The organism is Streptomyces sp. AM25, assembly GCF_058146165.1.
Genome location: NZ_JBKIWN010000004.1, coordinates 159,881 through 183,292, shown reverse-complemented (window position 1 = coordinate 183,292; position 23,412 = coordinate 159,881). Strand labels below are relative to the sequence as shown.

Annotated in this window: 23 protein-coding genes; 5 read left to right on the top strand and 18 right to left on the bottom strand. The window is 73.3% G+C overall.

Going from position 1 to position 23,412, the window contains the following annotated elements; translation table 11 throughout:
• Positions 1-18: 18 nt before the first annotated feature.
• Positions 19-219: a DUF1918 domain-containing protein gene (locus ACLHRZ_RS06960; RefSeq protein WP_490417382.1), complete on the top strand. Its 201-nt coding sequence runs from the start codon at positions 19-21 to the stop codon at positions 217-219.
• Between the two features lie 12 nt (positions 220-231).
• Here the strand turns inward: ACLHRZ_RS06960 and ACLHRZ_RS06955 are convergent, their stop codons facing one another.
• The gene (locus ACLHRZ_RS06955; protein ID WP_490417381.1) at positions 232-1,470 is read right to left on the bottom strand and encodes a glycoside hydrolase family 10-like protein; all 1,239 of its coding nucleotides are present in this window, start codon (positions 1,468-1,470) and stop codon (positions 232-234) included.
• A 172-nt stretch (positions 1,471-1,642) separates the two neighbouring features.
• Here ACLHRZ_RS06955 and ACLHRZ_RS06950 point away from each other — a divergent pair, with 172 nt between their 5' ends.
• Both ACLHRZ_RS06950 and ACLHRZ_RS06945 read left to right on the top strand, forming a co-directional pair.
• Positions 1,643-2,500, top strand: a complete 858-nt coding sequence (locus ACLHRZ_RS06950) for a 3-hydroxybutyryl-CoA dehydrogenase (RefSeq protein ID WP_490417380.1) — start codon at positions 1,643-1,645, stop codon at positions 2,498-2,500.
• A 151-nt stretch (positions 2,501-2,651) separates the two neighbouring features.
• On the top strand, positions 2,652-2,912 hold the full coding sequence (locus ACLHRZ_RS06945; protein WP_490417379.1) for a hypothetical protein: 261 nt from the start codon (positions 2,652-2,654) through the stop codon (positions 2,910-2,912).
• Between the two features lie 65 nt (positions 2,913-2,977).
• Here the strand turns inward: ACLHRZ_RS06945 and ACLHRZ_RS06940 are convergent, their stop codons facing one another.
• The 10 genes from ACLHRZ_RS06940 to infC all read right to left on the bottom strand — a co-directional run bounded on the left by ACLHRZ_RS06940 (position 2,978) and on the right by infC (position 13,687).
• Positions 2,978-3,508, bottom strand: a complete 531-nt coding sequence (locus ACLHRZ_RS06940) for an NUDIX hydrolase (RefSeq protein WP_490417378.1) — start codon at positions 3,506-3,508, stop codon at positions 2,978-2,980.
• 55 nt (positions 3,509-3,563) lie between these two features.
• Positions 3,564-4,901: a tetratricopeptide repeat protein gene (locus ACLHRZ_RS06935; RefSeq protein ID WP_490417377.1), complete on the bottom strand. Its 1,338-nt coding sequence runs from the start codon at positions 4,899-4,901 to the stop codon at positions 3,564-3,566.
• An 85-nt stretch (positions 4,902-4,986) separates the two neighbouring features.
• Entirely contained in the window at positions 4,987-6,141 is a 1,155-nt protein-coding gene (locus ACLHRZ_RS06930) for a PP2C family protein-serine/threonine phosphatase (RefSeq protein ID WP_490417376.1), read from the bottom strand.
• 189 nt (positions 6,142-6,330) lie between these two features.
• Positions 6,331-8,838, bottom strand: coding sequence for a phenylalanine--tRNA ligase subunit beta (gene pheT, locus ACLHRZ_RS06925; RefSeq protein ID WP_490417375.1), 2,508 nt, complete (start codon positions 8,836-8,838; stop codon positions 6,331-6,333).
• A complete protein-coding gene (gene pheS / locus ACLHRZ_RS06920) occupies positions 8,838-9,959 on the bottom strand; it encodes a phenylalanine--tRNA ligase subunit alpha (protein WP_490417374.1) in 1,122 nt (373 codons plus the stop codon). The genes pheT and pheS overlap by 1 nt, the downstream gene beginning before the upstream one ends.
• Before the next feature lie 143 nt (positions 9,960-10,102).
• Positions 10,103-11,221 (bottom strand): sensor histidine kinase, encoded by a 1,119-nt coding sequence (locus ACLHRZ_RS06915; RefSeq protein WP_490417373.1) that lies wholly within the window; start codon positions 11,219-11,221, stop codon positions 10,103-10,105.
• A 39-nt stretch (positions 11,222-11,260) separates the two neighbouring features.
• Positions 11,261-12,115 carry a TrmH family RNA methyltransferase gene (locus tag ACLHRZ_RS06910; protein WP_490417372.1) on the bottom strand — a complete coding sequence of 285 codons (855 nt, stop codon included), beginning with the start codon at positions 12,113-12,115 and terminating at the stop codon, positions 11,261-11,263.
• Positions 12,116-12,237: 122 nt separating this feature from the next.
• Positions 12,238-12,624: a 50S ribosomal protein L20 gene (rplT, locus tag ACLHRZ_RS06905; RefSeq protein WP_171085850.1), complete on the bottom strand. Its 387-nt coding sequence runs from the start codon at positions 12,622-12,624 to the stop codon at positions 12,238-12,240.
• Positions 12,625-12,724: 100 nt separating this feature from the next.
• The gene (rpmI, locus tag ACLHRZ_RS06900; RefSeq protein WP_171085849.1) at positions 12,725-12,919 is read right to left on the bottom strand and encodes a 50S ribosomal protein L35; all 195 of its coding nucleotides are present in this window, start codon (positions 12,917-12,919) and stop codon (positions 12,725-12,727) included.
• 123 nt (positions 12,920-13,042) lie between these two features.
• Entirely contained in the window at positions 13,043-13,687 is a 645-nt protein-coding gene (gene infC / locus ACLHRZ_RS06895) for a translation initiation factor IF-3 (RefSeq protein WP_490417371.1), read from the bottom strand.
• Between the two features lie 340 nt (positions 13,688-14,027).
• On the opposite strand from infC, the gene ACLHRZ_RS06890 reads away from it, so the two are divergent.
• Positions 14,028-14,390 carry a DUF1844 domain-containing protein gene (locus tag ACLHRZ_RS06890; protein WP_490417370.1) on the top strand — a complete coding sequence of 121 codons (363 nt, stop codon included), beginning with the start codon at positions 14,028-14,030 and terminating at the stop codon, positions 14,388-14,390.
• Between the two features lie 42 nt (positions 14,391-14,432).
• On the opposite strand, the gene ACLHRZ_RS06885 is transcribed toward ACLHRZ_RS06890, so the two are convergent.
• The 4 genes from ACLHRZ_RS06885 to ACLHRZ_RS06870 all read right to left on the bottom strand — a co-directional run bounded on the left by ACLHRZ_RS06885 (position 14,433) and on the right by ACLHRZ_RS06870 (position 18,245).
• A complete protein-coding gene (locus ACLHRZ_RS06885; protein ID WP_490417369.1) occupies positions 14,433-15,233 on the bottom strand; it encodes an MIP family channel protein in 801 nt (266 codons plus the stop codon).
• Between the two features lie 73 nt (positions 15,234-15,306).
• Entirely contained in the window at positions 15,307-16,041 is a 735-nt protein-coding gene (locus tag ACLHRZ_RS06880; protein WP_490417368.1) for an SseB family protein, read from the bottom strand.
• Positions 16,042-16,269: 228 nt separating this feature from the next.
• On the bottom strand, positions 16,270-17,415 hold the full coding sequence (gene mycP, locus ACLHRZ_RS06875; RefSeq protein ID WP_490417367.1) for a type VII secretion-associated serine protease mycosin: 1,146 nt from the start codon (positions 17,413-17,415) through the stop codon (positions 16,270-16,272).
• Positions 17,412-18,245 carry a hypothetical protein gene (locus tag ACLHRZ_RS06870; protein WP_490417366.1) on the bottom strand — a complete coding sequence of 278 codons (834 nt, stop codon included), beginning with the start codon at positions 18,243-18,245 and terminating at the stop codon, positions 17,412-17,414. Before ACLHRZ_RS06870 ends, mycP begins: the two co-directional genes overlap by 4 nt.
• A gap of 197 nt (positions 18,246-18,442) precedes the next feature.
• On the opposite strand from ACLHRZ_RS06870, the gene ACLHRZ_RS06865 reads away from it, so the two are divergent.
• Complete coding sequence (locus tag ACLHRZ_RS06865; protein WP_490417365.1) at positions 18,443-19,663, top strand: alanine racemase; 1,221 nt, start codon at positions 18,443-18,445, stop codon at positions 19,661-19,663.
• Positions 19,664-19,829: 166 nt separating this feature from the next.
• Here the strand turns inward: ACLHRZ_RS06865 and ACLHRZ_RS06860 are convergent, their stop codons facing one another.
• The 3 genes from ACLHRZ_RS06860 to ACLHRZ_RS06850 form a co-directional block, all read right to left on the bottom strand.
• A complete protein-coding gene (locus ACLHRZ_RS06860) occupies positions 19,830-21,095 on the bottom strand; it encodes an HAD family hydrolase (RefSeq protein WP_490417364.1) in 1,266 nt (421 codons plus the stop codon).
• 80 nt (positions 21,096-21,175) lie between these two features.
• Positions 21,176-21,961: a 3-oxoacyl-ACP reductase gene (locus ACLHRZ_RS06855; RefSeq protein ID WP_490417363.1), complete on the bottom strand. Its 786-nt coding sequence runs from the start codon at positions 21,959-21,961 to the stop codon at positions 21,176-21,178.
• A gap of 82 nt (positions 21,962-22,043) precedes the next feature.
• Positions 22,044-23,408 (bottom strand): aldehyde dehydrogenase family protein, encoded by a 1,365-nt coding sequence (locus ACLHRZ_RS06850; RefSeq protein ID WP_490417362.1) that lies wholly within the window; start codon positions 23,406-23,408, stop codon positions 22,044-22,046.
• Between the last annotated feature and the right edge of the window lie 4 nt (positions 23,409-23,412).

Sequence of the window (23,412 nt, the reverse complement as noted above, 5' to 3'; positions counted from 1 at the left end):
TCGGAAGGGGCACCGTCGATGCATGCGAGCAAGGGCGACCGGCTGGTGGTGCACGGCAGGGTGGTCGGGCAGCAGGACCACGTCGTGGAGATCGTGGAGGTGCTGGGGCCCAAGGGCAATCCGCCGTACCGGGTCAGGTCGGAGAACGGGCACGAGACGATCATGTCTCCCGGGCCCGACTCCGTCGTCGACCACCGCAAGGCCTCGGGCAAGGCCTGACAGGCATCCTGCTCAGCGTGGCGGGCGCGCGCGGTGCGGATAGTGGTCCCGCACCACGCGTGCCATCGCCCCGATCGGGTCGGAGACCACCTCCTTGGCCGAGAAGTAGACGTTCCCCTGCACCTCCGGGTGGGCCGCGTCCAGCGTGAGGTGGCGGGAGAGTTCGGCCGGGTCCTGCCAGGGCGCGGGCTGCGCGGGGTCGCCGGCGCGGTAGAGGGCCTCGCCGATGTAGAGGTGCACGCCCGTGCCGCGGACGGTCTCCGCCCACCAGGGCACGAGCTTCGCGTAGTCGGCGGCGCGGTTGCCGATCTCCCAGTAGACCTGCGGGACGATGTAGTCGATCCACCCCTTGCGGACCCATGAGCGGGTGTCCGCGTGCAGGTCGTCGTAGGTCTGCACGCCGGCCCGGGTGTCCGAACCCCGGGGATCCGTCGTGCGGTTGCGCCACACGGCGAACGGGCTGATGCCGAACTGCACGTGCCGCTTGCGGTGCTTGATGCGCTCGCCCGTCTCCCGGACCAGCCGGTCGATGTTGTCGCGCCGCCAGGCCGCCCGGTCGGGGAAGCCGGCGCCGTAGCGCCGGTAGGCCGCCGTGTCGTCGAAGACCTGGCCGGAGACGGGGTAGGGGTAGAAGTAGTCGTCGAAGTGCACCCCGTCGAGGTCGTAGCGCCAGACGGCGTCCAGCATCGCGTCCTGGACGAAGCGGCGGACCTCGGGCAGGCCGGGGTTGTAGTAGAGCTTGCCGCCGTAGGGCAGCACCCAGTCCGGGTGCACCCGTGCGGGGTGCGTGGGCACCAGCCGGCCCGGGTCGGTGTGGTTGGCCACGCGGTACGGGTTGAACCAACCGTGCAGCTCCAGGCGGCGCTTGTGCGCCTCGCGCACCGCGAAGGCCAGCGGATCCCAGCCCGGCGAACATCCCTGATGACCCGTCAGGTATTCCGACCAGGGCTCGTAGCGGGACGGCCAGAAGGCGTCCGCGGTCGGACGGACCTGCAGGATCACGGCGTTGAGCCGGCGGGCCACGGCGGTGTCGAAGAGGGCGAGCAGCTCGGCCCGCTGGCGCTCCGGGTGCAGGCCGGGCCGGGAGGGCCAGTCGATGTTGGCGACGGTCGCCGTCCACATGCCGCGGAACTCCCGCTTCCACCGGGTCCGCCCCTCGGGTTCCAGGGCCCCGGCCTCGCCGGCCGCCAGCAGGGTCGTCATGGCTCCGGCAGCAGCCACGGCGAACCCTCTTCGGGTGATTCGCCCCATATGCGCGCCTCCTTGAATGCGCCCTGTCAGAACAGTCACACCGTCTGCATCAGCATGCCCGCCCAGGGCCCTCCGCACCGCACACTTGCGGAGGTAACGTCGTCGGAGAGTCCTTGACGAGTGCACTGCAGACGAGTGCAGTGCAGGATCAGCGAAGACCGAAAGGCACGATGTGAGCGACATCGAACGCGTGGGAGTGGTGGGCTGCGGCCAGATGGGCGCCGGTATCGCGGAGGTGTGCGCCCGCGCCGGCCTGGAGGTCAAGGTCGCCGAGACCACCGGCGAGGCCCTGGAGCTGGGCCGCACCCGGCTGACCAACTCCCTCGGCAAGGCCGCCGAGCGCGGCAAGATCACCGAGGCGGAGCGGGACGCCACCCTGGAGCGGCTGAGCTTCACCACGGACCTGGGCGAGTTCGCCGACCGCGACCTGGTCATCGAGGCCGTCGTGGAGAACGAGCAGGTGAAGACGGAGATCTTCCAGGTCCTCGACCAGGTGGTGACCCGGCCCGACGCGATCCTGGCCTCCAACACCTCCTCCATCCCGCTGGTCAAGCTGGCCGTGGCGACCTCCCGCCCCGACCAGGTCATCGGCATCCACTTCTTCAACCCGGCCCCGGTGCAGCAGCTCGTCGAGCTGATCCCGGCGCTGACCACCTCCGAGGAGACGATCAAGCGCGCCGACAGCCTGGTCGGCCAGGTCCTCGGCAAGCACGGCATCCGCGCCCAGGACCGCTCGGGCTTCGTCGTCAACGCCCTGCTCATCCCCTACCTGCTGTCCGCGATCCGGATGTTCGAGTCGGGCATCGCCAGCCGCGAGGACATCGACAACGGCATGGAGCTCGGCTGCGCCCACCCCATGGGCCCGCTCAAGCTCTCCGACCTGATCGGCCTGGACACCGTCGCCTCGGTGGCCGACAGCATGTACGCCGAGTACAAGGAGCCGCTGTACGCCGCTCCCCCGCTGCTGCAGCGGATGGTCGACGCGGGCCGTCTGGGCCGCAAGACCGGTTCGGGCTTCTACACCTACTGAACCGTCCCGGGCCGGCGCGCCCCCCTTCACACGGGGTGTGCGCCGCTGACCCGCGAACACCCTCCGCACACGCTCCCGCCCCGCCCTCCGACGCGGTTGACTCGCCTCAGCAGGCAAGCAGCAGATTCACCTTCCGGAAGGGGTACGGACCGTGACCATCCATCCCGAGCACACGGCCGCGAAGGCGGCTGAGCTCGCGGAGCTCCGGCGCAGCTTAGATGTGGGTGTCGTCCGCATCGACGGCCGGCTCGCTCTGCTGACCCAGCGCAGCGAACAGGCGGAGCACGAACTGGAGGAGATGGCCGGGCGGCTGCGGGCCCTGGAGCACGGCCGGTGGCCCCTGCCGTCGCTGGCCGCGCTCACCGGCCTGGCCGGCCTGGCGGTCGCCGTGTGGCAGGCGTCCGGCCGATGAGCGCGGGGTGTGCGTGATTCATCCTGCGGCCCCCGTGGTCCCCGTTGTCCCCGTTACCGGCCCGCTCAGCCGAGCCGGATGTGGTGCAGCAGGAGCAGGGCCGCCGCCATGTTGGCCGCCGGCACCTCGCCCCGGGCGATGAGGTCGGGCACCAGCTTCAGCGGCACCCACTCGCGACGGTCCGACTCGAAGGCGTCCTCCGGGTCACCGATGTACTCCGCCTCGTCCGCCCAGTAGATGTGATGACGGGCGTCGGTGAGCCCGTTGGACGGCTCGACGGACATCAGATGCCGCAGGGGCCCCGGCCGCCACCCCGTCTCCTCCTCCATCTCCCGGGCCGCGGCGCTCTCGATGTCCTCGCCGTCGTCGACGACGCCGGCCGGCAGCTCCCAGCCCCAGTTGTCCGTGATGAAGCGGTGCCGCCACAGCAGCAGGGCCTCATTGGCCTCGTTGACCACCGTGGCCACGGCGACGGGCCGCAACCTGATGAGGAAGTGGTCGAGGTGGCGGCCGTCGGGGAGTTCGACGTCCGCGAGATTGACCCGGAACCATCGGTTCTCGTAGACGGTCAGCTCCCTGAGATTTTTCCAGCGCACGTGCTTGCCACCTTCCGCCGAGGTGGCCACCTCCCGGGGGCTGTCCTCACCAGGGTCACAAGGGCACGCGCAACGCCCCGTCGATCATCTCGGCGGCCTCGGCCGTGGCCGCGCACCCGCTTTCGATCAGGTGCTCGCGCACCGCCCGGAGCCGGTCCCGTAAGCGCTGCGACTCCATGCCTCTCGCCTGCTCGGTCATCTCCCGTGCGGTGGCCACCGCCTTGTCCGCGTCTCCCTGACGCAGCTCGATGTGCGTGAGCATGGCGAGCCGGTGGACACGCCCCCGGTCGTGCGCGGGGGTGTCGACGGCCCGGTCCGCGTGCTCACGGGCGGGTCCGAGGTCACCGAGGCTCAACAGGGCCTCCGCCACCTGCACGTTCACCAGCCCCGGCTGCACATAGCCGGTCTCGGCGGGCTCCTGGCCGCGGTGGATGTGCTCGGCGGCGGACTCGGCGCGCCGGATGCAGGCCAGTGCCCCGGCCCCGTCCCCGAGCCGGGCGTAGGCCTTGGCCTGCATGGCGTAGAGGTCGGCGGCGAGCGCCGGGGTGAGCTGCGGGCCCGCGGCCCGCAGCGCCGACTCGGCGAAGGCGACCGCCTGCCGGTACTCCCCCATGAAGAGCGACTGGTTGACGAGGAGCGCTATGACGTACGCCCCGAGCCCCCGGTCCCCGCTGGCCTTGGCGAGCCGCAGCGCCTGGTGGAAGTAGCGCTGGGCCAGTCCGTGCGCGTCGGAGTCGTAGGCGCAGATGCCGGCGACGGCGACCAGGCCGCCGGTGGCGCGGTGCAGCTGGCGCCCCATCGCGTCGGAGTAGCTGCCGCGCAGCAGGGGTGCGGCCTCGGCGTTGAGGAAGCCGACGACCCTGCCGCGGGTCGCCACTCCCCCGGCCTTGCGGTACATCTGCTCGTAGTGCGTGCGGGCGGCACGCAGCATCTCGATGTCGTCCATGGAGACCCGGGTCAGGCCGCGCCGGGAGACGTCGGCGTCCTCGGGCGGGTTCTCCCACTCCCAGACCGGGATGACGGCGGGGGTGCCCGTGACGGCGGGCGCCCGCACGATGTGTTCCCGCTGCTGTTCGTCGGAGCGCCACAGGGCGGTGGCGCGCTCGACGAAGCCGGACAGCGGGGTCCCGGGCGCCCTCGGGGTGCCGGGGGTGCCGAGGCCGATGTCGTCGAGGGTCAGCGCGCGGTGCAGCCGCTCGCCGAGGACCTCGCAGATCAGGTCCGGCACCTGGCCGCGCGGCCGCTGGCCCTTCAACCACCGGGCGACGGCGGTGTGTTCGTAACGCAACGCCAGTCCCCGGGCCCGGCCCGCCGCGTTGATGTGGGCGGCCAGACCGGCGTGGGAGATCCCCGCCTCGTCGAGGACGGCGTCGAGCAGTGTGTTGGGCTCCATCCTTGCCCTCCGGTGCGCTCGGTGGGATCAGCGTAGTGGGGATCCGTTCGCACGGGGTGTGAACGGGCCATCGGTGCCCGGGGGTTCAGGACCGGCCACAGGGCAGGGCGAGCGGACCGGACAGCCGCGGGCCGTCGTTGCCGATGGCGAGGAGGGCGAAGTCGTCGGCGAGCAGGCCACGGGTGTGGCGCAGCAGGGCGGCCCTGACGCGCTCGACGATCGCCGCGGGCGCCGGCGGGGCGCTGCGGATGGCGTCCGCCAGGGCTCCGGCCAGCGGGAAGAGCCGGCCGGACCGGTCGCGGGCGTCCTCGGCGCCGTCCGTGTGCAGCACCAGGGCGTCGCCGGGCGCGAGCGGCGGCAGGGTCACCAGGGGAAGCTCGGCGGGGAGCGGGAACAGCCCCAGCGGGGGCAGGGGTTCGCCGGGCTGCAGGGCGACGACCCGCGCGGTGCCGTCCGGGGTGCGGGTGAGGTGGTGCGGCCAGGGGTGCCCGCAGTTGAGGGCGGCGACGCGGCCCTCCTCGCGCACCTCCAGCAGCAGGACGGTGGCGAAGTCCTCGGTCTCCGGCGGGCCGGAGCGCGCCTTCTCGGTCAGGTGACGCTGCAGCGCACGCTCCAAGCGGCGCAGCACGTCGGGCAGTTCGGCCTCGTCGTGCGCGGCGTCGCGGAAGGAGCCGAGCAGCGCGGCGACGGTGGCGATGGCGGGGATGCCGTGCCCGCGCACGTCGCCCATGACGAGGCGCACGCCGTGCGGGGTGGCGAGCACCTCGTAGAGGTCCCCGCCCATCAGGGCCCCCTCGCTGGCCGACAGGTGGACGCCGGCCAGGGTGATGCCCTCGATCCGGGGCGGCAGCGGGCGCAGCACGGCCAGCTGGGCGGTGGCCGCGACCTCCCGGACCCGCTCCAGCTCGCCGAGCAGCCGCAGCCTGCGGCCGCTGGCGAGATAGCTGGCGACGACGACGGCGAGGATCGCGCAGCACGTGCCGAGCCGGGCGGCGGCCCCCGCCCGGGCGACCGGGCCGACGGGCAGCAGGGCGAGCAGCGCGCAGAGCCCTCCGAGCAGGACGCACCGGCGGCGGCCGGTGCCAGCACAGGCGATGGCGGGCGCGGCTGCGAGCAGCTGCATGAACTCGGTGCCCAGGGGGCTCACGCATTCCCAGGCCAGCACTCCGGACACCCAGAGCCCGGGCAGGACATAGACGAGAGCCCGTCGGCACCGCAGAAGAGCCCCGGTACGGATCATTCCGTCGGTCCCCCTAGCGCAACGACGGGCCGATTCTCGCCGACGCATTCCGGCCTGGGGAAGGTGATGTCGCCCCGGTTCCACCCTATTGAGTGATATTCAGCAGGCGTTGACTGACAGAAGTGCGGTATAGCGAAGGGCGCCCCGGAGAACCGGGGCGCCCTGGGGCACTGCGTCGGGAAGCGGGCGTCAGCCGCGCAGGACCGCGCCCGTCCGCTCGACGGCCGACTGCACCGCGGCCTCGCGGGCGGCCGTGGCCTCCTCGGCGGTCAGGGTGCGGTCGGCGGCGCGGAAGCGCAGCGCGTAGGCCAGCGACTTCTTCCCCTCGCCCAGCTGCTCGCCGGTGAAGACGTCGAACAGCCGCAGTGACTCCAGGAGTTCGCCCGCACCGTCCTTCAGCGCCGCCTCGACGTCGGCCGCGGGGACCGAGGCGTCCACGACGAGCGCGACGTCCTGCGTGGCCACCGGGAACGCCGACACGTGCGGGGCCTCGACCGGACCGGTGCCCGCCCGCTCCAGGAGGTCGAGGTCGATCTCCATGGCGCAGGTGCGCTCCGGCAGGCCGAACGCCTTGGTGACGCGCGGGTGGAGCTCACCGGCGTTGCCGACGAGCGTCTCCGCACCGTCCACCACGGCGAACAGCGCGGCGCAGCGGCCCGGGTGGAACGGCGCCGTCTGGTCCTGGCGGACGATCAGCTCGACGCCGGCCTCGCGGGCGACCGTGCGGCCCGCCTCGACGGCGTCCGCCCAGCCGGCCGGGCGGCCCTTGCCCCACCAGCCGGCCTGCTCGCGGGCACCGGCCAGGACGACGGCCGCACGGCGCGGCTGCCGGGGCAGCGCGGCGTCGAGCGAGGCGATCTCCTCGTCGGTCGGGCGGCGGTCGATCGGCAGCCGGGCCGGGGTGGCCTCCTCGCCGGTGGGCAGGAAGACCAGGCCCGTCTCGAAGAGCGCCAGGTCGTGCTCGCCACGGCCGTCGTTGCGGCGCAGGGCCGCGAACAGCCCCGGCAGCATGGTCGTGCGCAGGGCCGGCTCGGTGTCGGAGAGCGGGTTGGCCACGCGCACCACGGTGCGGCGCGCGTCGTCCGCCTCCAGGCCCAGGTGGTCCAGCGCCTCGTCCCCGAAGAAGGGGTAGTTGAGCACCTCGGTGTACCCGGCACCGGCCAGCGCCCGGCCCACCCGGCGGTGCAGGCGCTGACGGTTCGTCAGGCCGCGCCCGGCGGGCGGCTGCGGGAGGGTGGCGGGCAGGTTCTCGTAGCCCTCGAGCCGGATGACCTCTTCGGCCAGGTCGTTCGGGTCGGTGAGGTCGGGGCGCCAGCTGGGCACGGTGACGATCAGCTCGTCCTGCCCGTAGACGTCGCAGCCGACCTGCTGGAGGCGGCGGACGACGGTCTCCCGGCCGTACGCCACGCCGGCCACGCGGTCGGGGTGGTCGGCACGGACGGCGATCGTGCGGGGCGCGCTGGGCGCGGTGATCTCGGTGACGCCGGCCTCGGCCGTGGCGCCGGCCAGCAGCACCAGCAGGTCGACGGTGCGCTGGGCCGCGGCGGAGGCGGCCTGCGGGTCGACGCCGCGCTCGAAGCGCTTGGACGCCTCGGAGGTCAGCTTGTGGCGCCGCACGGTACGGGCGACCGGCACCGGGTCGAAGTGCGCCGCCTCGACGACGACCTCGGAGGAGCTCTGCACCGCCCCGTGGTCCGCGATCTCGGTGTCGGCGCCGCCCATCACGCCCGCGAGGCCGATGGGGCCGCGGTTGTCCGTGATGACCAGGTCCTCGGCGTCGAGGACGCGCTTGGTGCCGTCGAGCGTGGTGAGCTTCTCGCCGGGCTGCGCACGGCGCACGCCGATCGGGCCGTCCAGCCGCGAGCGGTCGTAGGCGTGCAGCGGCTGGCCGAGCTCGAGCATCACGTAGTTGGTGATGTCGACCGTCAGCGAGACCGGGCGCATGCCGGCCTTCTGCAGCCGGCGCTGCAGCCAGATCGGCGAGCGGGCCTCGGAGTCGATGCCGGTGACCGTGCGCGCGGTGAAACGGCTGCAGCCGGCCGGGTCGGCGATCTGCACCGGATAGCCGTGGGCGTTGGGCGCCGGGACGTCCAGCAGGGCCGGGTCGCGCAGCGGCAGGCCGTAGGCGATGGCGGCCTCGCGGGCGATGCCGCGCATCGACAGGCAGTAGCCGCGGTCGGGGGTGACCGCGATGTCGAGGACCTCGTCGACGAGCTGGAGCAGCTCGATCGCGTCGGTGCCGACCTCGTGCTCCGGGGTGAGCACGATGATGCCGTGCGAGCCGTCGTCGCCCAGGCCGAGCTCGTCGCCCGAGCAGATCATGCCGCGCGAGACCTTGCCGTAGGTCTTGCGCTCGGCGATGGCGAAGTCGCCGGGCAGGACGGCGCCGGGCAGCGCCACGACGACCTTGTCGCCCACGGCGAAGTTGCGGGCGCCGCAGACGATCTCCTGCGGCTCGCCGGTGCCGTTGGCCTGCCCGACGTCGACCGTGCAGAAGCGGATCGGCTTGCGGAAGCCCTCCAGCTCCTCGATGGTCAGCACGCGGCCGACCACCAGCGGGCCGGTGAGGTCGGTGCCGAGCTGCTCGACGCGCTCGACCTCGAGGCCCGCGGCGATGAGCTTGGCCTGGACGTCCCGGCCGGTCTCACCGGCCGGCAGGTCGACGTATTCCCGCAGCCAGGAAAGCGGGGCGCGCATCAGATCTCCATCCCGAACGGCCGGGTGAAGCGGACGTCACCCTCGACCATGTCTCGCATGTCCTCGACGTTGTGGCGGAACATCAGCAGTCGCTCGATGCCGAAGCCGAACGCGAAGCCGCTGTACTTCTCCGGGTCGATGCCCGCAGCGATCAGCACGCGCGGGTTGACCATGCCGCAGCCGCCCAGCTCGATCCAGCCCTCGCTGGAGCAGGTGCGGCAGGGGCGCTCGGGGTCACCCGCCGAGGCGCCGCGGCACACGTAGCACTGCATGTCCAGCTCGGCCGACGGCTCGGTGAACGGGAAGTAGTTGGGGCGCAGCCGGGTCGTCAGACCCTCGCCGAACAGGGAGCGCACCATGTGCTCGATGGTGCCCTTGAGGTCGGCCATGGTCAGGCCCTCGTCGATGGCGAGGAGCTCGACCTGGTTGAAGACCGGCGTGTGCGTCGCGTCGAGCTCGTCCATGCGGTAGACGCGGCCCGGGCAGATCACGTAAATGGGCGGCTCGCGGTCCAGCATGGTGCGGACCTGCACGGGCGAGGTGTGCGTGCGCAGCACGACCTCGGACTCCGCCTGCTGGTCCGGGCCCTGGACGAAGAGGGTGTCCTGCATCGCGCGGGCCGGGTGGTCCTTGGCGATGTTCAGGGCGTCGAAGTTGAACCACTCGGCCTCGACCTCGGGGCCCTCGGCGACCTCGTAGCCCATGGCCACGAAGACGTCCTCGATGCGCTCCGAGAGCGTGGTGATCGGGTGGCGGGCGCCGGACGGGATGCGGTCGTGGGGCAGAGTGACGTCCACCGCCTCCTCGACCAGCACCCGGGCGTCGCGCTCGGCCTCCAGCTCGGCCTGCCGGGCGGCGAGGGCCTTGTTGACGGCACCGCGGGCCATGCCCACGCGCTTTCCGGCCTCGGCCTTGGCCTGCGGGGGCAGGGCGCCGATCTCGCGGTTGGCGAGGGCGAGCGGGGAGGCGGGGCCGGTGTGCGCGACCTTGGCCTCGTGGAGGGCGTCGAGGCTCGCTGCGGCGGCGAAGGCGGCGAGCGCCTCGTCCCGCATGCGCTCGATCTCATCCGGTTTCAGTGCCTCGACCTCGACAGGGTCGTACGACTTATTGGGTGCCGACATCTCTTCCCGTGCTTCCGATTGGCTTTGGCTGGCTTCGCTGCGCTGCGCGGCTTCGCCCCGACGGCTTTGGACCGAGGCGGTGCCAAAGGTGCCAAAGGTCGAGTCTAAGGGGCGCGTGGAGGGGGGCGGCCCGTGGGCTTGGGTCAGAGCCGGTCCAGGAAGGCCGGGGCGCCCACGGGCAGGGTGAATCGGAACAGGGCGCCGCCGCGGGCGGCCCGCCCGACCGTGATCGTCCCGCCGTGGGCGTCGATGATGCCCTTGACGATGTAGAGGCCCAGGCCCGTGCCGCCGCGCTTGCTGCCGCGCCAGAAACGGGTGAAGACGCGCGTCATGGACTCCTCGGGGATGCCGGGGCCCTCGTCGCTCACCGTCACGGCCGTCCCCTCCCTCCGCGCGGTCAACAGAGCCGGTGCCACCTCTATGGTCACCCTTCCCTCGCCGTGGCGCACGGCGTTTTCCAGGAGGTTGCCCAGGACCTGGTCGACCTTGTCCGGATCGGCCCACAGCGCGGGCAGCGGCTGGTCGGCGACCTTGACGACGAAACGCTCGCGCGGCTGGCCCGCCCGGGTGTGCGCCGCGATGTGCCGGTGCACGGCGGCGACGATGTCGACGGGCTGGCGGTGCACCTCCAGCCGCCCGGAGTCGATCCGGGAGATGTCGAGCAGCTCGGCGATCAGCCGGGTGACCCGGTCGGCGTCGGCGTCGACGGTCTCCAGCATCAGCCGCTTCTGGTCGTCGGTGAACCGCTCCCACTTGTTCAGCAGCGTGGCGGTGAAGCCCTTGACCGAGGTCAGCGGCGAGCGCAGCTCGTGGGCGACGGTGGCGATCAGCTCGGCGTGGCTGGCCTCGGTGCGGCGGCGCGCCTCGGTGCCGCGCAGCTGGACGACCACGCGCACCACGCGCCCGGTCGGCTCCTCGCGCACGTACCGGGCGGAGACCAGCACCTGGCGGCCGCCGGGGAGCAGCAGATTCCGCTCCGGCTGGCCCGCCCGGATGGCGAGGCCGCCGTACGGGTCGGTCAGGGCCCACCAGCGGCGGCCGTCCAGGTCCTCCAGCGGCAGGGCCTTCTCCAGCGGCCGGCCGAGCGCCTCGGCGGAGCAGAGGCCGGTGATCCGGGCGGCGGCGGCGTTGAAGCAGGTGACGCGGCCGGTCTCGTCGGCGACGACCAGGCCGTCCGGCAGGTCGTCGGGGTGCGGCAGGGGCCCGTCGGCGACCGCGGGCGCCGAGCGCCCGGCCGCGTTCCCGGACGTCCTGACGTTCATCACCCGACACCCCTCCCGAGCCCCAGGAGCGCCACCCTACTAGCTGGAGGTCACGGAGCGGCACCCTCCGGACGCGCGCTGCGCACGGGCGGAGGCGTACAGGCACACGGCGGCGGCCGTGGCGAGGTTGAGGCTCTCGGCCTTTCCGTGGATCGGAACGCGCACCACGGCGTCGGCGAGTGCGCGGGTCTCCTCCGGCAGCCCCCAGGCCTCGTTGCCGAAGATCCAGGCGGTGGGGCCGCCCATGGCGCCCTGGTCCAGCTCGGCGTCCAGGTCGCGGTCGCCCGCTCCGTCGGCGGCCAGGATCCGGGCCCCGGCGCCCTGCAGCCCGCGCACGGCCTGCTCGACGGGGACGCCCACGGCGACCGGCAGGTGGAAGAGGGAGCCCACGGAGGCGCGGACCGACTTGGGGTTGTAGAGGTCCACGGAGGCGTCCGTCAGCACGACGGCGTCCGCGCCGGCCGCGTCCGCGCAGCGCAGCACCGTGCCGGCGTTGCCGGGGTCGCGGACGTGGGCGAGGACGGCCACCAGCCGGGGCCGGCCGGCCAGGATCTCGTCGAAGGGGGTGTCCAGGAAGCGGCAGACGCCGACCAGGCCCTGCGGGGTCACGGTCTGCGAGATGTCGGCCACCGTCTCGTCGGTGGCGTGGTGCACCCGGACCCCGGCCGCCAGCGCCGCCTCGATGATCTCGGAGTGCCGCACGGCGGCCTCGGCCGTGGCGAAGAGCTCGACGAGGGTGGGCTCGCCCGCGGTGCGGTGCTCGATGGCCTCGCGGACGGCCTGCGGGCCCTCGGCGATGAACCGGCGCTCCTTGACCCGGAAGTTTCTCCGGGCCAGCCGCCGGGCGGCGACGACACGGGGGGAGCGCGGGGAGATCAGCTCGGGGGTGCCCATGGGCGGCGGCTCACTTCACTGGGTGGGGCGTACGGGCGCGGGCGCGCGCCGGGTGACAGACGGCAGCGGACCCGCAGGCCGCGGGGGCCTGCGGGTCCGCTCGGATGCCGTGGGGCGCCGGATCAGGCGGCGGCCTTCGGGGCGTTCACGTCGGCCGGCAGCGCCTTCTGGGCAGCCTCGACGAGCGCGGCGAACGCGTTGGCGTCGTTGACCGCGAGGTCGGCCAGGATCTTGCGGTCCACCTCGATGTTGGCGGCCTTCAGACCCTGGATGAGGCGGTTGTACGTCATGCCGTTCTGGCGGGCAGCGGCGTTGATGCGCTGGATCCACAGCTGACGGAAGTCGCCCTTGCGCTTCTTGCGGTCGTTGTAGTTGTAGACCAGGGAGTGGGTGACCTGCTCCTTGGCCTTGCGGTACAGGCGCGAGCGCTGACCGCGGTAGCCGCTGGCCTGCTCGAGGATCGCCCGGCGCTTCTTGTGGGCGTTGACTGCCCGCTTGACGCGTGCCACTTGTTAACTCCTTGTAGCGGGGTCGCGGTGGATTCTCACGCGACCCGGAAATCGAATGGGTCCCGGTCGGACGCGCACCCCGCGTGCGGGGTGCAGGGCGTCACTTGCCGAGAAGCTTCTTGATCTTCGCGGCGTCGCCCGGGGCCATCTCGGCGTTGCCGGTGAGGCGACGCGTCAGCTTGGACGACTTGTGCTCGAGCAGGTGGCGCTTGCCGGCGCGCTCGCGCAGGACCTTGCCGGAGCCAGTGATCTTGAAGCGCTTGCTGGCACCGGAGTGCGTCTTGTTCTTCGGCATCGCGCCGTATCTCCTCGTCGGTGGCGCTCCGGCCCGCCGGGGGGCGGGCACGAACGAGCGTCAGCTGTTTCGATTGCTGTCCGGGGCTCTCACCCCGGGGCGATCCGGGGCGGGGCCCCGGGATCACGCCTCTGCAGGCTCCTCGGCGGCGTCCGCGTCGTCCGCAGCGCCGACCTGGCGGCCGGCCTTGCGGGCGGCCTGCGCCTCGCGGGCCTCGGCCATCGCCTCGGTCTTCTTCTTGTGCGGACCGAGGACCATGATCATGTTGCGGCCGTCCTGCTTGGGGTTCGACTCGACGAAACCCAGGTCCTGGACGTCCTCCGCGAGGCGCTGCAGCAGTCGGTAGCCCAGCTCGGGCCGGGACTGCTCGCGACCACGGAACATGATCGTGATCTTGACCTTGTCGCCCTGCTTGAGGAACCGGACGACGTGACCCTTCTTGGTGTCGTAGTCGTGCGGGTCGATCTTCGGCCGGAGCTTCATCTCCTTGATGACCGTGTGCGCCTGGTTCTTGCGCGCCTCACGGGCCTTCATGGCCGACTCGTACTTGAACTTCCCGTAGTCCATGAGCTTGCAGACCGGCGGGCGTGCGTTCGCCGCCACCTCGACCAGGTCGAGGTCGTACTCCTGCGCAAGCTCCAGGGCCTTCGCAAGCGGCACAATGCCGACCTGCTCGCCGCTGGGACCGACAAGTCGCACCTCGGGAACGCGAATCCGGTCGTTGATGCGGGGCTCGGCGCTGATGGATCCTCCTCGGTAGCACCACACGGCCGTCCGGCGGACAGCCGCGTCTGTTGTACGTACGGACCAACCGCGCCGGTGCACAAAAAATGCCCCGGACGGCACAGGCGGGGCTCCAATAAACCGGAACACCGCCACGGAAAGCCGCGGGGCGCATCGGGCGGCTCCATCGTCCGTACGGAACGATGGCCACCGCCTGACCGGAACGACCTGCCGACCCGGGGTCGGCGAGGTGGGAGTTCGGAGCCTCCACTTGTGGGCCGGGCACGCACGTGTCCAGCCGGTCGAAGGACCACTTTACCAGCTGTGGAGCAGAGGGCCCAACCCGTGGCGAACCGATTCGGTGACGGCACGTATCGTGTGCGGCATGAACGACGCGACCCCCGCCGGCGAGAAGCCCGACTTCGACTCCCTGACCCGTGACATCGCGGAGGTGCCCGCGGTCGAGGTGATCACCACGGTGGCGGTGCACCTGATGAGCTCGGCGGCGGTCAACCTGGGCCTGGCCGAGGAGGGCGACGCGCACAAGGACCTGGACGAGGCGCGGAAGCTGATCACTGCGCTGGCCGGTCTGGTGACGGCGAGCGCCACCGAGATCAGCAACTTCCATGCGGGGCCGCTGCGCGACGGACTGAAGTCGCTGCAGCTGGCGTTCCGCGAGGCCAGTGTCGTGCCCGACGAGCCTGGGCAGGGGCCCGGGGAGAAGTTCACCGGGCCCGTCTACGCCTGATCTTCGGGTGCGGGCCGGCTGTGGCCGGTCGCGCGGGTGCTCTCAACCCTCCGGCTTGCCCGTCAGGTGGCCCGGCGGGGCCTCGTAGGTGCCGGAGGCGATTTCGTCGGCGACCAGGACCGGGGCCTGCGGCGGATGGGTGAGCCGGTGCGCGTACGCCGCCAGCACGGCGCCCACCAGGGGCGCGATCACGAACAGCCACAGCTGGGAGAGTGCGCCGCCGCCCGCGAAGAGGGCGGGGCCGATGCTGCGGGCCGGGTTCACCGAGGTGCCGGTCAGCGGGATGCCGACCAGGTGGATCACCGCGAGGGCCAGGCCGATGGCCAGGCCGCCGAAGCCCACCAGGGCGATCTTGTGGGTCACCGCGAGCACGACGAAGACCAGCAGGAAGGTCAGGACGACCTCCGCGAGGAACGCACCGCCCGTGTTGATGTGCACGGCGGAGCGGTCACCGAAGCCGTTGCTGCCGAAGGAGCCGCTGGTCTTCAGCCCCGGCACCTGTTTGGCCAGCAGGAACAGGATCGCCGCTCCGACGATGCCGCCCAGGATCTGGGCGATCCAGTACTCGATGGCCGTGTGCAGCGTGATCCGCCGCTCCACCAGCATCCCCAGCGTCACCGCCGGGTTGACGTGACAGCCCGAAACCGGGCCCAGCGCGTACGCCAGGGCCAGAAGGGTGAAGCCGAAGGCCAGGGAGATGCCCAGCACTCCGATGTAGTCGGCCGCCAGGACGGCGGAGCCCACGGCGAAGAAGACCAGCAGCAGGGTCCCGAGGAACTCGGACGCGATGGCGCGGGTCTTCACGGGATTCAACTGCAGGGTGTCCAGCTTCAGGGCGACCATGGCGACCTCCTGGATCTCGCGGACCGTCCCTCTCGCATTGTCGGACGGTCCGCCCCGGGTCGCCTGTCGGAGATCAGCGGCTGAAGAGCGGCTCCCCCGGGACCGCCGCCTCCGGCGGCAGCAGCGCCAGGTCCAGGCCGCGCACCAGGCGGGCGCGCAGCACCTCGTCGGCCGCGAGGGCCTCGGCCACCCGCGGCACCGTCTCGCCGGGCACCGTGCCCGGGACCAGGGCGAGGGCCAGGGTTCCGTCGGCCTCGGCGGATGGGGCCAGATGGGCGCGCAGCACGCCGGGCTCGGCGGCCAGCACCGCGCGGAGCGCCTCCGCGACGGCCGGGTCGGCCAGGGGGTCGGTGCTCTGCCGGCCCTCGGCGAGGGCGAGCAGGGCCCGGCCGGTCAGCGGGTACGTCACCGGGCCGGCGAGGTCGAGGACGATCGTGTCCGCCTTCTCGTGCGCGGCGGCCTGCAGCGCCTGGTGCAGGGGCACGGCCACGGGGCGGGCGTCGGCCCGCCAGCGGGCCAGCGTCTCCAGGGAGGTGAAGGCGGGCAGCGCCTTGCGGCCGTCCGGGGCCTGCAGGGTGGGGACGGCCATGTCGCTGGTCTTCTCGCGCTTGAGTCCGTCCGGGCCGGTCTCCACCTCGCCGAGCACGGCGACGACGGGGACGAGGAGCCGGGCGCCGCGGAGGGCGGCGAGGACGCGGTCCTCCTGCGCCGGGTCCGCCGCCCATGCGGTCAACGCCTCCGCGAGGGCGGGGTCGGCAGAGCCGTCGTCGTCGGCGAAACCGGGGTCAGGGATGTTCTTGAGGGCCACGGGGGCCAGGGTATCGGGGGTGGTGGGGTCGGTCGGCTGCGGGTCGTTCGTAGCTGATCGCGCCCACGCGGCGGAGCCGCAAATCGCAACAGCCCCGCGCCCCTTACGGGGCGCACCCCCTGGTTGTGGGCAATCGTTCCGCAGGGCTGGGGGCACCTCCCAGCGGTAGCTGGGGGAGGGTGGGCACAACCCGACCACCGGGCAGCAACCACCCCGCGGTACCCCCGATCACCGTCGCCGCAAGGCAAAGGCGGCGCCCAGCAACAACGCCCCCGCCACCCCGGCAAGCACCGCCGCCGTGCGGGGGCCGGTGTCCCCGGCCGCGCCCGGGCGTGGCCCCGTCCCCGACCCGAAGTACCGGGCCCCGTACGCCCGTGGTGCCAGGTCGTCGCGGCCCTGGCGCGGAGCGTCCGCTATGGCCGCCGCGGGGTTCACCAGCCCCGCTCCCACCCCGTCGTTGCGGCCCCCGGCCGGTGCATCCTGGGCCGTTGACGTCAGCAGCCGCCGCACCTGCACCGGGCTCAGCCCGGGGTGCGCGGCGCGGATCAGGGCGACGCAGCCCGAGACGAAGGCGGACGCCGCGCTCGTGCCCCAGCCCTCGTAGTAGCGGCGGTCGGGGTCGGCGATCACAACGTCGACGCCGGGCGCGCTCACGGCGGCGTACCACCGGCTGGTGGAGAAGGCGGCGCGGTTGCCGTAGCGGTCGACGGCGGTGACGGCGATGACCCCGGGGTAGGCGGCCGGGTAGGAGACGTGGTCGCCGTGCTCCCCGCCGTTGCCGGCCGAGGCGACGACGACGGCGCCCTTGGCGAGGGCGTACTGGACCGCGGCATCCTCCCCGGGCTCGGGGTGGGCGGTGTCGCTGTCGTCGCCGAGGGACAGGTTGATCACGTCGGCGCCGTGGTCGGCGGCCCAGCGGATGCCGTCCGCGAGTGCGCCGCCGCGCGAGCTGCGGGCCTTGGGCCGGGCGGGGTCGTTGTCCTCCAGGATCACCCGCACCGGCAGGATCCGGGCCTCGGGCGCGACGCCCACGACGCCGTCGCCGTCGTCCCTGCCGTGCCCGCGCCCGGCGACGATGCCGGCCATGGCGGTGCCGTGCCGCGCCCACGTGCGGTCCCCGGGCGCGGCGCCGAAGCCGATGAAGTCCTTGCCGGGCAGCACCCGGCCGCGCAGGTCGGGGTGGCCCTCGTCGACCCCGGTGTCGAGGACGGCGACGGTGACGCCGGCGCCCTTGGTCGTCCGCCAGGCGTCCTGGACGTGCAGGGCGTCCAGCGCCCACTCCTGGTCCCGTATCGCATCGGCGCCGGCCGGCCCCGCGGTCAGGACGACGAGCGCGGCGGCAGTGGCGACGGCGGTCAGGGCGCGGGCCCTCACGGGGTCTCCCCGTCCGCCGTGCGGGCCGCCTCGCGGTAGCCGCGCTCCAGCTGCGTGGCCAGTGCCGTCGCGTCGTCGCCCAGTCCCGCCTGGGCGACGACGGTCGTGGCGCCGGGGTCGGCGGCCGCGGGGGCCGACTGGGGCGGGACGCCGGTGCGGCCGTCCGCGAAACCGGTGACCGCGTAGACCACGGCCGGGAGGTCCATGAGCACCGTGATGCGCCAGCTGGCGCGCTGCGCGTCGCCGAAGTTCCCGGCGACGGTACCGGCGGGGGCGTAGGGGCGGGGCATCAGGTCCGTGCGCTCGTCGAGGTGTTCGTCGGAGAAGCGGTCGTTGAGGGCGCGCATGCCCGCCCGGCCGGTGTCCGTGATCAGGAGGCCGACGGTGGTGACGCGGGTGGAGGTGGCGTCGGCGTAGGTGGCGCGCAGCAGGCGCCGGCAGCCGACCGGTGCCAGAGCCCTGGCCAGCAGCGGGTCGAAGGCGTCGGTGCAGCCGCCGTCGGGGGCGACGCCGAGGCGTGTCCAGTCGCGGGCGGCGCCGCCGGGGCCCGCCGCGTCGCTGTGGACGGCAGGGGGGAAGAGGCGGTCGACGGGCACCTCCTGCCAGCGGGTGGCGCCGCGCACGTAGGCGGCCTCGGCCGCGGACGGCGCGTCCGGCCCGTTCACGAGCCAACTCCCGGCGAGGGCCCCGGTGATGAGCCCCGTGCCGAGCACCCCGCACACGGCCGCCGCGACGGTGCGTCCGGTGGTGCGCCGCGGCGGGCGGGCGGGGTACGGCGGGATGCGGGGCGGTGCCGCCGGGCAGGGCGGGGCGTCCGCTTCGGTGCTCACCCTGTGCTCCCCCTCGCGAGCCGGCTCGCCGTATCGCCCGATCGCCTTTCGGGGCAGGCCGGTTCGTATCACGACATCTCGCCGCCGCGGCTCCACGGCCGGACGTCCGCGCCACTCTACGGGGCCTCCGGCGGCCCCGGCCATCCGGCCTCGCGCGGCCTCTGTTCAGTGCTGATCGGCTCTGGCAGGCTGCGCCCATGCCGTCAGCGACCGCACGACGCGTCACCGGCTCCGCCGCCGACCGGGCCCGCTACGACCGGGCCACGGGCGGTCTGAGCGCGCCGCTGGCCGTGGTCGACCTCCGGGCCTTCGACGCCAACGCCGCCGACCTGGTGCGCCGGGCGCGGGGCAAGCCGGTGCGGGTGGCGAGCAAGTCGGTGCGCTGCCGGGCGCTGCTGGAGCGGGTGCTGGCCCGGGACGGGTTCTCGGGGGTGCTGGCCTACACGCTCGCCGAGGCGCTGTGGCTGGCGCGTTCGGGCGTCGACGACGTGCTGCTGGCCTACCCGTCCCCGGACCGGGCGGGCTTCGCCGAGCTGACCTCGGACGCGAGGCTGGCGCGCGCGGTGACCGTGATGATCGACGACCCGGCCCAGCTCGCCCTGGTCGAGTCCGCCCGCGCGGGGCGCGAAGAGGTGCGGGTCTGCCTGGAGTTGGACACCTCGCTGCGGCTGCTCGGCGGCCGGGTGCGGCTGGGGGCGCTGCGCTCCCCGGTGCGCGACCCGGAGCGCCTGGCGGAGCTGGCGCGCTCCGTCGGGCGCCGGCCGGGGGTGCGGCTGGTGGGGGTGATGGCGTACGAGGCCCACGTGGCCGGTGTGGGTGATGCCCCGGCCGGGCACCCGGTACGGGCCCGGGCCGTGAGGCTGATGCAGGCCGCCGCCCGCAGGGAGCTCGCGGTCCGCAGGGCGGAGGCCGTGGCGGCGGTGCGGGCGGTGGCGGACCTGGAGTTCGTCAACGGCGGCGGCACGGGCAGCGTGCAGCACACCGCGGCCGAGGCGGCGGTGACGGAGGTCGCCGCGGGGTCGGGGCTGTTCGTGCCGCGCCTCTTCGACGACTACACGTCCTTCCGCGGCCGCCCGGCGGCCCTGTTCGCCCTGCCGGTGGTGCGCCGCCCGGGCGTGGGCGTGGTGACCGTGCTCGGCGGCGGCTATCCCGCCTCCGGCGCGCCGGGCCGCGACCGGCTGCCGGTCCCGTACCTCCCGGCGGGCCTGCGCCTCGCGCCGCAGGAGGGCGCGGGCGAGGTGCAGACGCCGCTGCTGGGCCAGGCCGCCGACGACCTGCTGATCGGCGACAAGGTGTGGTTCCGGCACGCGAAGGCGGGCGAACTGTGCGAGCGCTTCGCCGCGTTGCACCTGATCGACGGGGACCGTGTCACGGAGACGGTGCCGACGTATCGGGGCGAGGGGTACACGTTCCTCTGAGAGGTTCCGCGCCCCGTCAGGGGCGCGGGGAACTGCGCGACCAGCCCCCACCGGCCCGCAGCCGACGCACTACCGCGGGGTTCGGGGCGCGAAGCCCCGAGGACCTCGGCTGCGGACGCATCGTGGCTGAGCGCGCAGTTCCCCGCCCCCCTTACGGGCCCCTACGTCAGAACGCCCCGTCCATCTGATCCGGCACCACAGACCCGTCCGCCCGCCGCACCGGCCCGTGCGACCCGTCCGGCGCCGTGTACGCACTCGTCGCACACGCGTAAGCGTCCCGCTTCCGCGGCATCGGGTCGATGAACATCGGGTTCGCCACCCAGCGCCCGTCCGCGTCGTCGTACGCCCGGCACATCAGCTCGGCCTTGTTCCGGTTGATCGCGACGTGGGCGCCCGTCGCGTCGCCGACGAACGTCACGTCGGTGTCCGCGTCGCCCGCGCCGAGCGCGATGCGGTGCGCGGCGTCCTGCCGCTCCCACGCCTTCGCGCCCTTGATCTTGAAGATCTCCTGGTTGATCAGGCACCGCTTGCCGTCCATGTACGGCAGCGCCTCGCCCTTCCCGTCCGGGACGTCGCCGCAGCCGCGGATCCCGGTGGTCAGGCGGCCCTTCTGCACGATGCTGCGGATGCCGATGGTGTGCTTGCGGTCGATGCCCACGCCGCCCGACCAGGCCTCGGCGATCGGCTCGGAGGAGGCCGAGACGATGTAGACGTCGAATCCGGCCTTCTTGAGCGTGCGGATCAGGTCCTTCTGCTGGTCGTAGTAGCGCACGTAGCCGGCGAGCTTGTGCGTGCCGACCGTCTGCGTGCTGCCGACGGGTGCGGCCAGCTGCTCCGCGCGGGCCTTGCGGGCGAAGGAGGTCAGGGCGGCCGGGGTGTGCCCGGCGAAGAGCTGCGGGATCCAGGCGTACGCGGGCACGGTGCGCCGGTGGTTCCAGTCCCCGGCGAAGGCGGCGGCGCCGCTCATGGTCTGCGACTTCTCGCGGATCTCGAAGATCTCGTCGGCGCAGGCGGTGTTGCGGGAGGTGGGCAGCGGGCGGCCGGCCGGCACGGTGGTGCCGCAGGCCCGGGTGAGGGCCTCGTCGGCGGCCGGGGTCAGCCACTTACTGGTGTCCTTCCAGGACTTCGGCCGCAGGATCTTGTCGTGCTGCAGCGCCCAGGCGAGCGTGGCGTCGGTGATGTCGTTCTTGACGACGGTGTTGTCCCAGTCGAAGGCCGCGACGGGACGGGGGCCGCCCTTGCCCGAGCACGTGCCGCGCTCGTCGATCATCTTCTGCAGCTTCGCGCGGTTGTCCCCGTACCAGGGCAGCTTCGTGTCCAGCTGCGGGCAGGCGGCCGGCCGGGAGTGGGCGGTGGCCGCCCCGGCGGGCAGCGGGGCGGCGAGGGTCGCGGCGGCAGCGAGGCCGACGACTATGGCGGTCTTCTTGCGCATCAGAACTCTTCGGTGCAGAAACGGGCAGGGCAGAACACCGGAACCGACCGGACGGCCGGTTCCGGCTTCGATCATGGACCCTACACAGGGGTCACATAGGCGCCCGCGATGCCTCCGTCCACGAGGAACTCGGCGGCGTTGACGAACGACGAGTCGTCGCTGGCGAGGAAGGCCACGGCGGACGCGATCTCCTCGGGCTCGGCGAACCGGCCCACGGGCACGTGCACGAGCCGGCGCGCCGCCCGCTCCGGGTCCTTGGCGAACAGCTCCTTGAGCAGCGGGGTGTTCACCGGACCCGGGCACAGCGCGTTCACGCGGATGCCCTCGCGGGCGAACTGCACGCCCAGTTCGCGGGACATGGCCAGCACGCCGCCCTTGGAGGCGGTGTAGCTGATCTGCGAGGTGGCGGCGCCCATGACGGCCACGAAGGAGGCGGTGTTGATGATGGAGCCCCGGCCCTGCCGCTGCATGTAGGGCAGGGCGGCCTTGCAGCAGAGGTAGACGGAGGTCAGGTTGACCTCCTGGACGCGCTTCCAGGCGTCGAGGCCGGTGGTGAGGATGGAGTCGTCGTCGGGCGGGGAGATCCCGGCGTTGTTGAAGGCGACGTCGACCGAACCGTAGGTGTCGAAGGCCGTCTTGAACAGCGCCTCGACCTCCTCCGGGCTGGTGACGTCGACCTTGACGAACAGGCCGCCGACCTCATCGGCGGCGGCCTTGCCCGCCGTCTCGTCGATGTCGGCGCAGACGACGTGCGCGCCCTCGGAGGCGAGCCGCCGCGCGGTGGCCAGCCCGATGCCGCTGCCGGCTCCGGTCACGACGGCCGTGCGGCCCACCAGGCGGCGGCAGACGGGGGTTGGCTCGGTCATTACTCTGGCCTCTCTCTGGTGGTGCATGACGGTCGGGCGAACACGGGGCCGGCCGGGGGTCCGGGGGTGCCCCCCGGGGATTTCAGCCCTCGGTGCTGATGAAGACGTTCTTGGTCTCCGTGAAGGCGGACAGGGCGTCGGGCCCGAGCTCGCGGCCCAGGCCGGAGCGTTTGAAGCCGCCGAAGGGCGTCCAGTAGCGCACGCTGCTGTGGGAGTTGACGGAGAGGTTGCCCGCCGCGACGGCCCGCGAGACGCGCAGGGCGCGGGCGACGTCCCGCGTCCACAGCGAGCCGGACAGCCCGTAGTCGGTGGCGTTGGCGAGCCGCACCGCCTCCTCCTCGTCCTCGAAGGGGATGACGACGGCCACCGGTCCGAAGACCTCCTCGACCGCGGCGCGGTCCTCCGGGCGGCCCTCCAGCACCGTCGCCGGGTACCAATACCCCTTGCCCGCCGGGGCGTTGCCGCGGATGGCCGCGTGCGCGGTCTCGGGGACGTACGAGCGGACGCGCTCGCGGTGCGCGGCGGAGACGAGCGGGCCCATCTGCGTGCCGGGGTCGGCGGGGTCGCCGGTGACCCAGGACAGCACCGCGGGTTCCAGGAGCTCCATGAAGCGGTCGTAGACGGAGCGCTGGACGAGGATGCGGCTGCGGGCGCAGCAGTCCTGTCCGGTGTTGTCGAGGAACGAGCCGGGGGCGGCGGCCGCGGCGCGCTCGATGTCGGCGTCGGCGAAGACAATGTTCGGGTTCTTCCCGCCGAGTTCGAGGGTGACGCGTTTGACGTCCGCCGCGCACGTGGCCATGATCTGCCGCCCGACGGCGGTGGAGCCGGTGAAGACGACCTTGGCGACGCCGGGGTGCTCGACCAGGGCGTTGCCGGTGACCGGCCCGGCTCCGGGCAGGACCTGGAGGAGCCCTTCGGGCAGCCCGGCCTCCAGGGCGAGTTCGGCCAGCCGCAGGGCGGTCAGCGGGGTGGTCTCGGCGGGCTTGACGAGCACGGCGTTCCCGGCGGCCAGCGCGGGGGCGAAGCCCCACGCGGCGACGGGCATGGGGAAGTTCCAGGGGGCGATGACGGCGACGACGCCGAGCGGCTCGTGGAAGGTGACGTCCAGCCCGCCGGCCACGGGGATCTGGGCGCCGAGGAGCCGTTCCACTCCCCCGGCCGCGTAGTCGAGCAGGTCGCGGACGTTGCCCGCCTCCCAGCGGGCGTTGCCGACCGGGTGGCCCGCCTCGCGGACCTCCAGGAGGGCGAGTTCCTCCAGGTGGCCGTCCACGGCCGCGGCGAAGCGGCGCAGCGCGCGGGCGCGGTCGCCGGGGGCGAGGGCCGCCCAGCCGCGCTGTGCCGCGGCGGCGCGGCGGACGGCGGCGTCCACGTCCTCGGGTGCCGTCGCCCGGACGGTGGCGATCAGTTCCTCGGTGGCGGGGTTGATGATCTCGTGCTGATCGTTCAAGATC

Coding starts and splice junctions, on each gene's coding strand:
- pheS (WP_490417374.1), bottom strand. CDS start 9,959: ATGTCGGCACCCAATAAGTCGTACGACCCTGTCGAGGTCGAGGCACTG.
- ACLHRZ_RS06855 (WP_490417363.1), bottom strand. CDS start 21,961: ATGACCGAGCCAACCCCCGTCTGCCGCCGCCTGGTGGGCCGCACGGCC.
- ACLHRZ_RS06960 (WP_490417382.1), top strand. CDS start 19: ATGCATGCGAGCAAGGGCGACCGGCTGGTGGTGCACGGCAGGGTGGTC.
- ACLHRZ_RS06865 (WP_490417365.1), top strand. CDS start 18,443: ATGCCGTCAGCGACCGCACGACGCGTCACCGGCTCCGCCGCCGACCGG.
- rpmI (WP_171085849.1), bottom strand. CDS start 12,919: ATGCCGAAGAACAAGACGCACTCCGGTGCCAGCAAGCGCTTCAAGATC.
- ACLHRZ_RS06930 (WP_490417376.1), bottom strand. CDS start 6,141: ATGATCCGTACCGGGGCTCTTCTGCGGTGCCGACGGGCTCTCGTCTAT.
- ACLHRZ_RS06890 (WP_490417370.1), top strand. CDS start 14,028: ATGAACGACGCGACCCCCGCCGGCGAGAAGCCCGACTTCGACTCCCTG.
- ACLHRZ_RS06935 (WP_490417377.1), bottom strand. CDS start 4,901: ATGGAGCCCAACACACTGCTCGACGCCGTCCTCGACGAGGCGGGGATC.
- pheT (WP_490417375.1), bottom strand. CDS start 8,838: ATGCGCGCCCCGCTTTCCTGGCTGCGGGAATACGTCGACCTGCCGGCC.
- ACLHRZ_RS06910 (WP_490417372.1), bottom strand. CDS start 12,115: ATGGGCACCCCCGAGCTGATCTCCCCGCGCTCCCCCCGTGTCGTCGCC.
- ACLHRZ_RS06860 (WP_490417364.1), bottom strand. CDS start 21,095: ATGCGCAAGAAGACCGCCATAGTCGTCGGCCTCGCTGCCGCCGCGACC.
- ACLHRZ_RS06885 (WP_490417369.1), bottom strand. CDS start 15,233: ATGGTCGCCCTGAAGCTGGACACCCTGCAGTTGAATCCCGTGAAGACC.
- ACLHRZ_RS06955 (WP_490417381.1), bottom strand. CDS start 1,470: ATGGGGCGAATCACCCGAAGAGGGTTCGCCGTGGCTGCTGCCGGAGCC.
- ACLHRZ_RS06915 (WP_490417373.1), bottom strand. CDS start 11,221: ATGAACGTCAGGACGTCCGGGAACGCGGCCGGGCGCTCGGCGCCCGCG.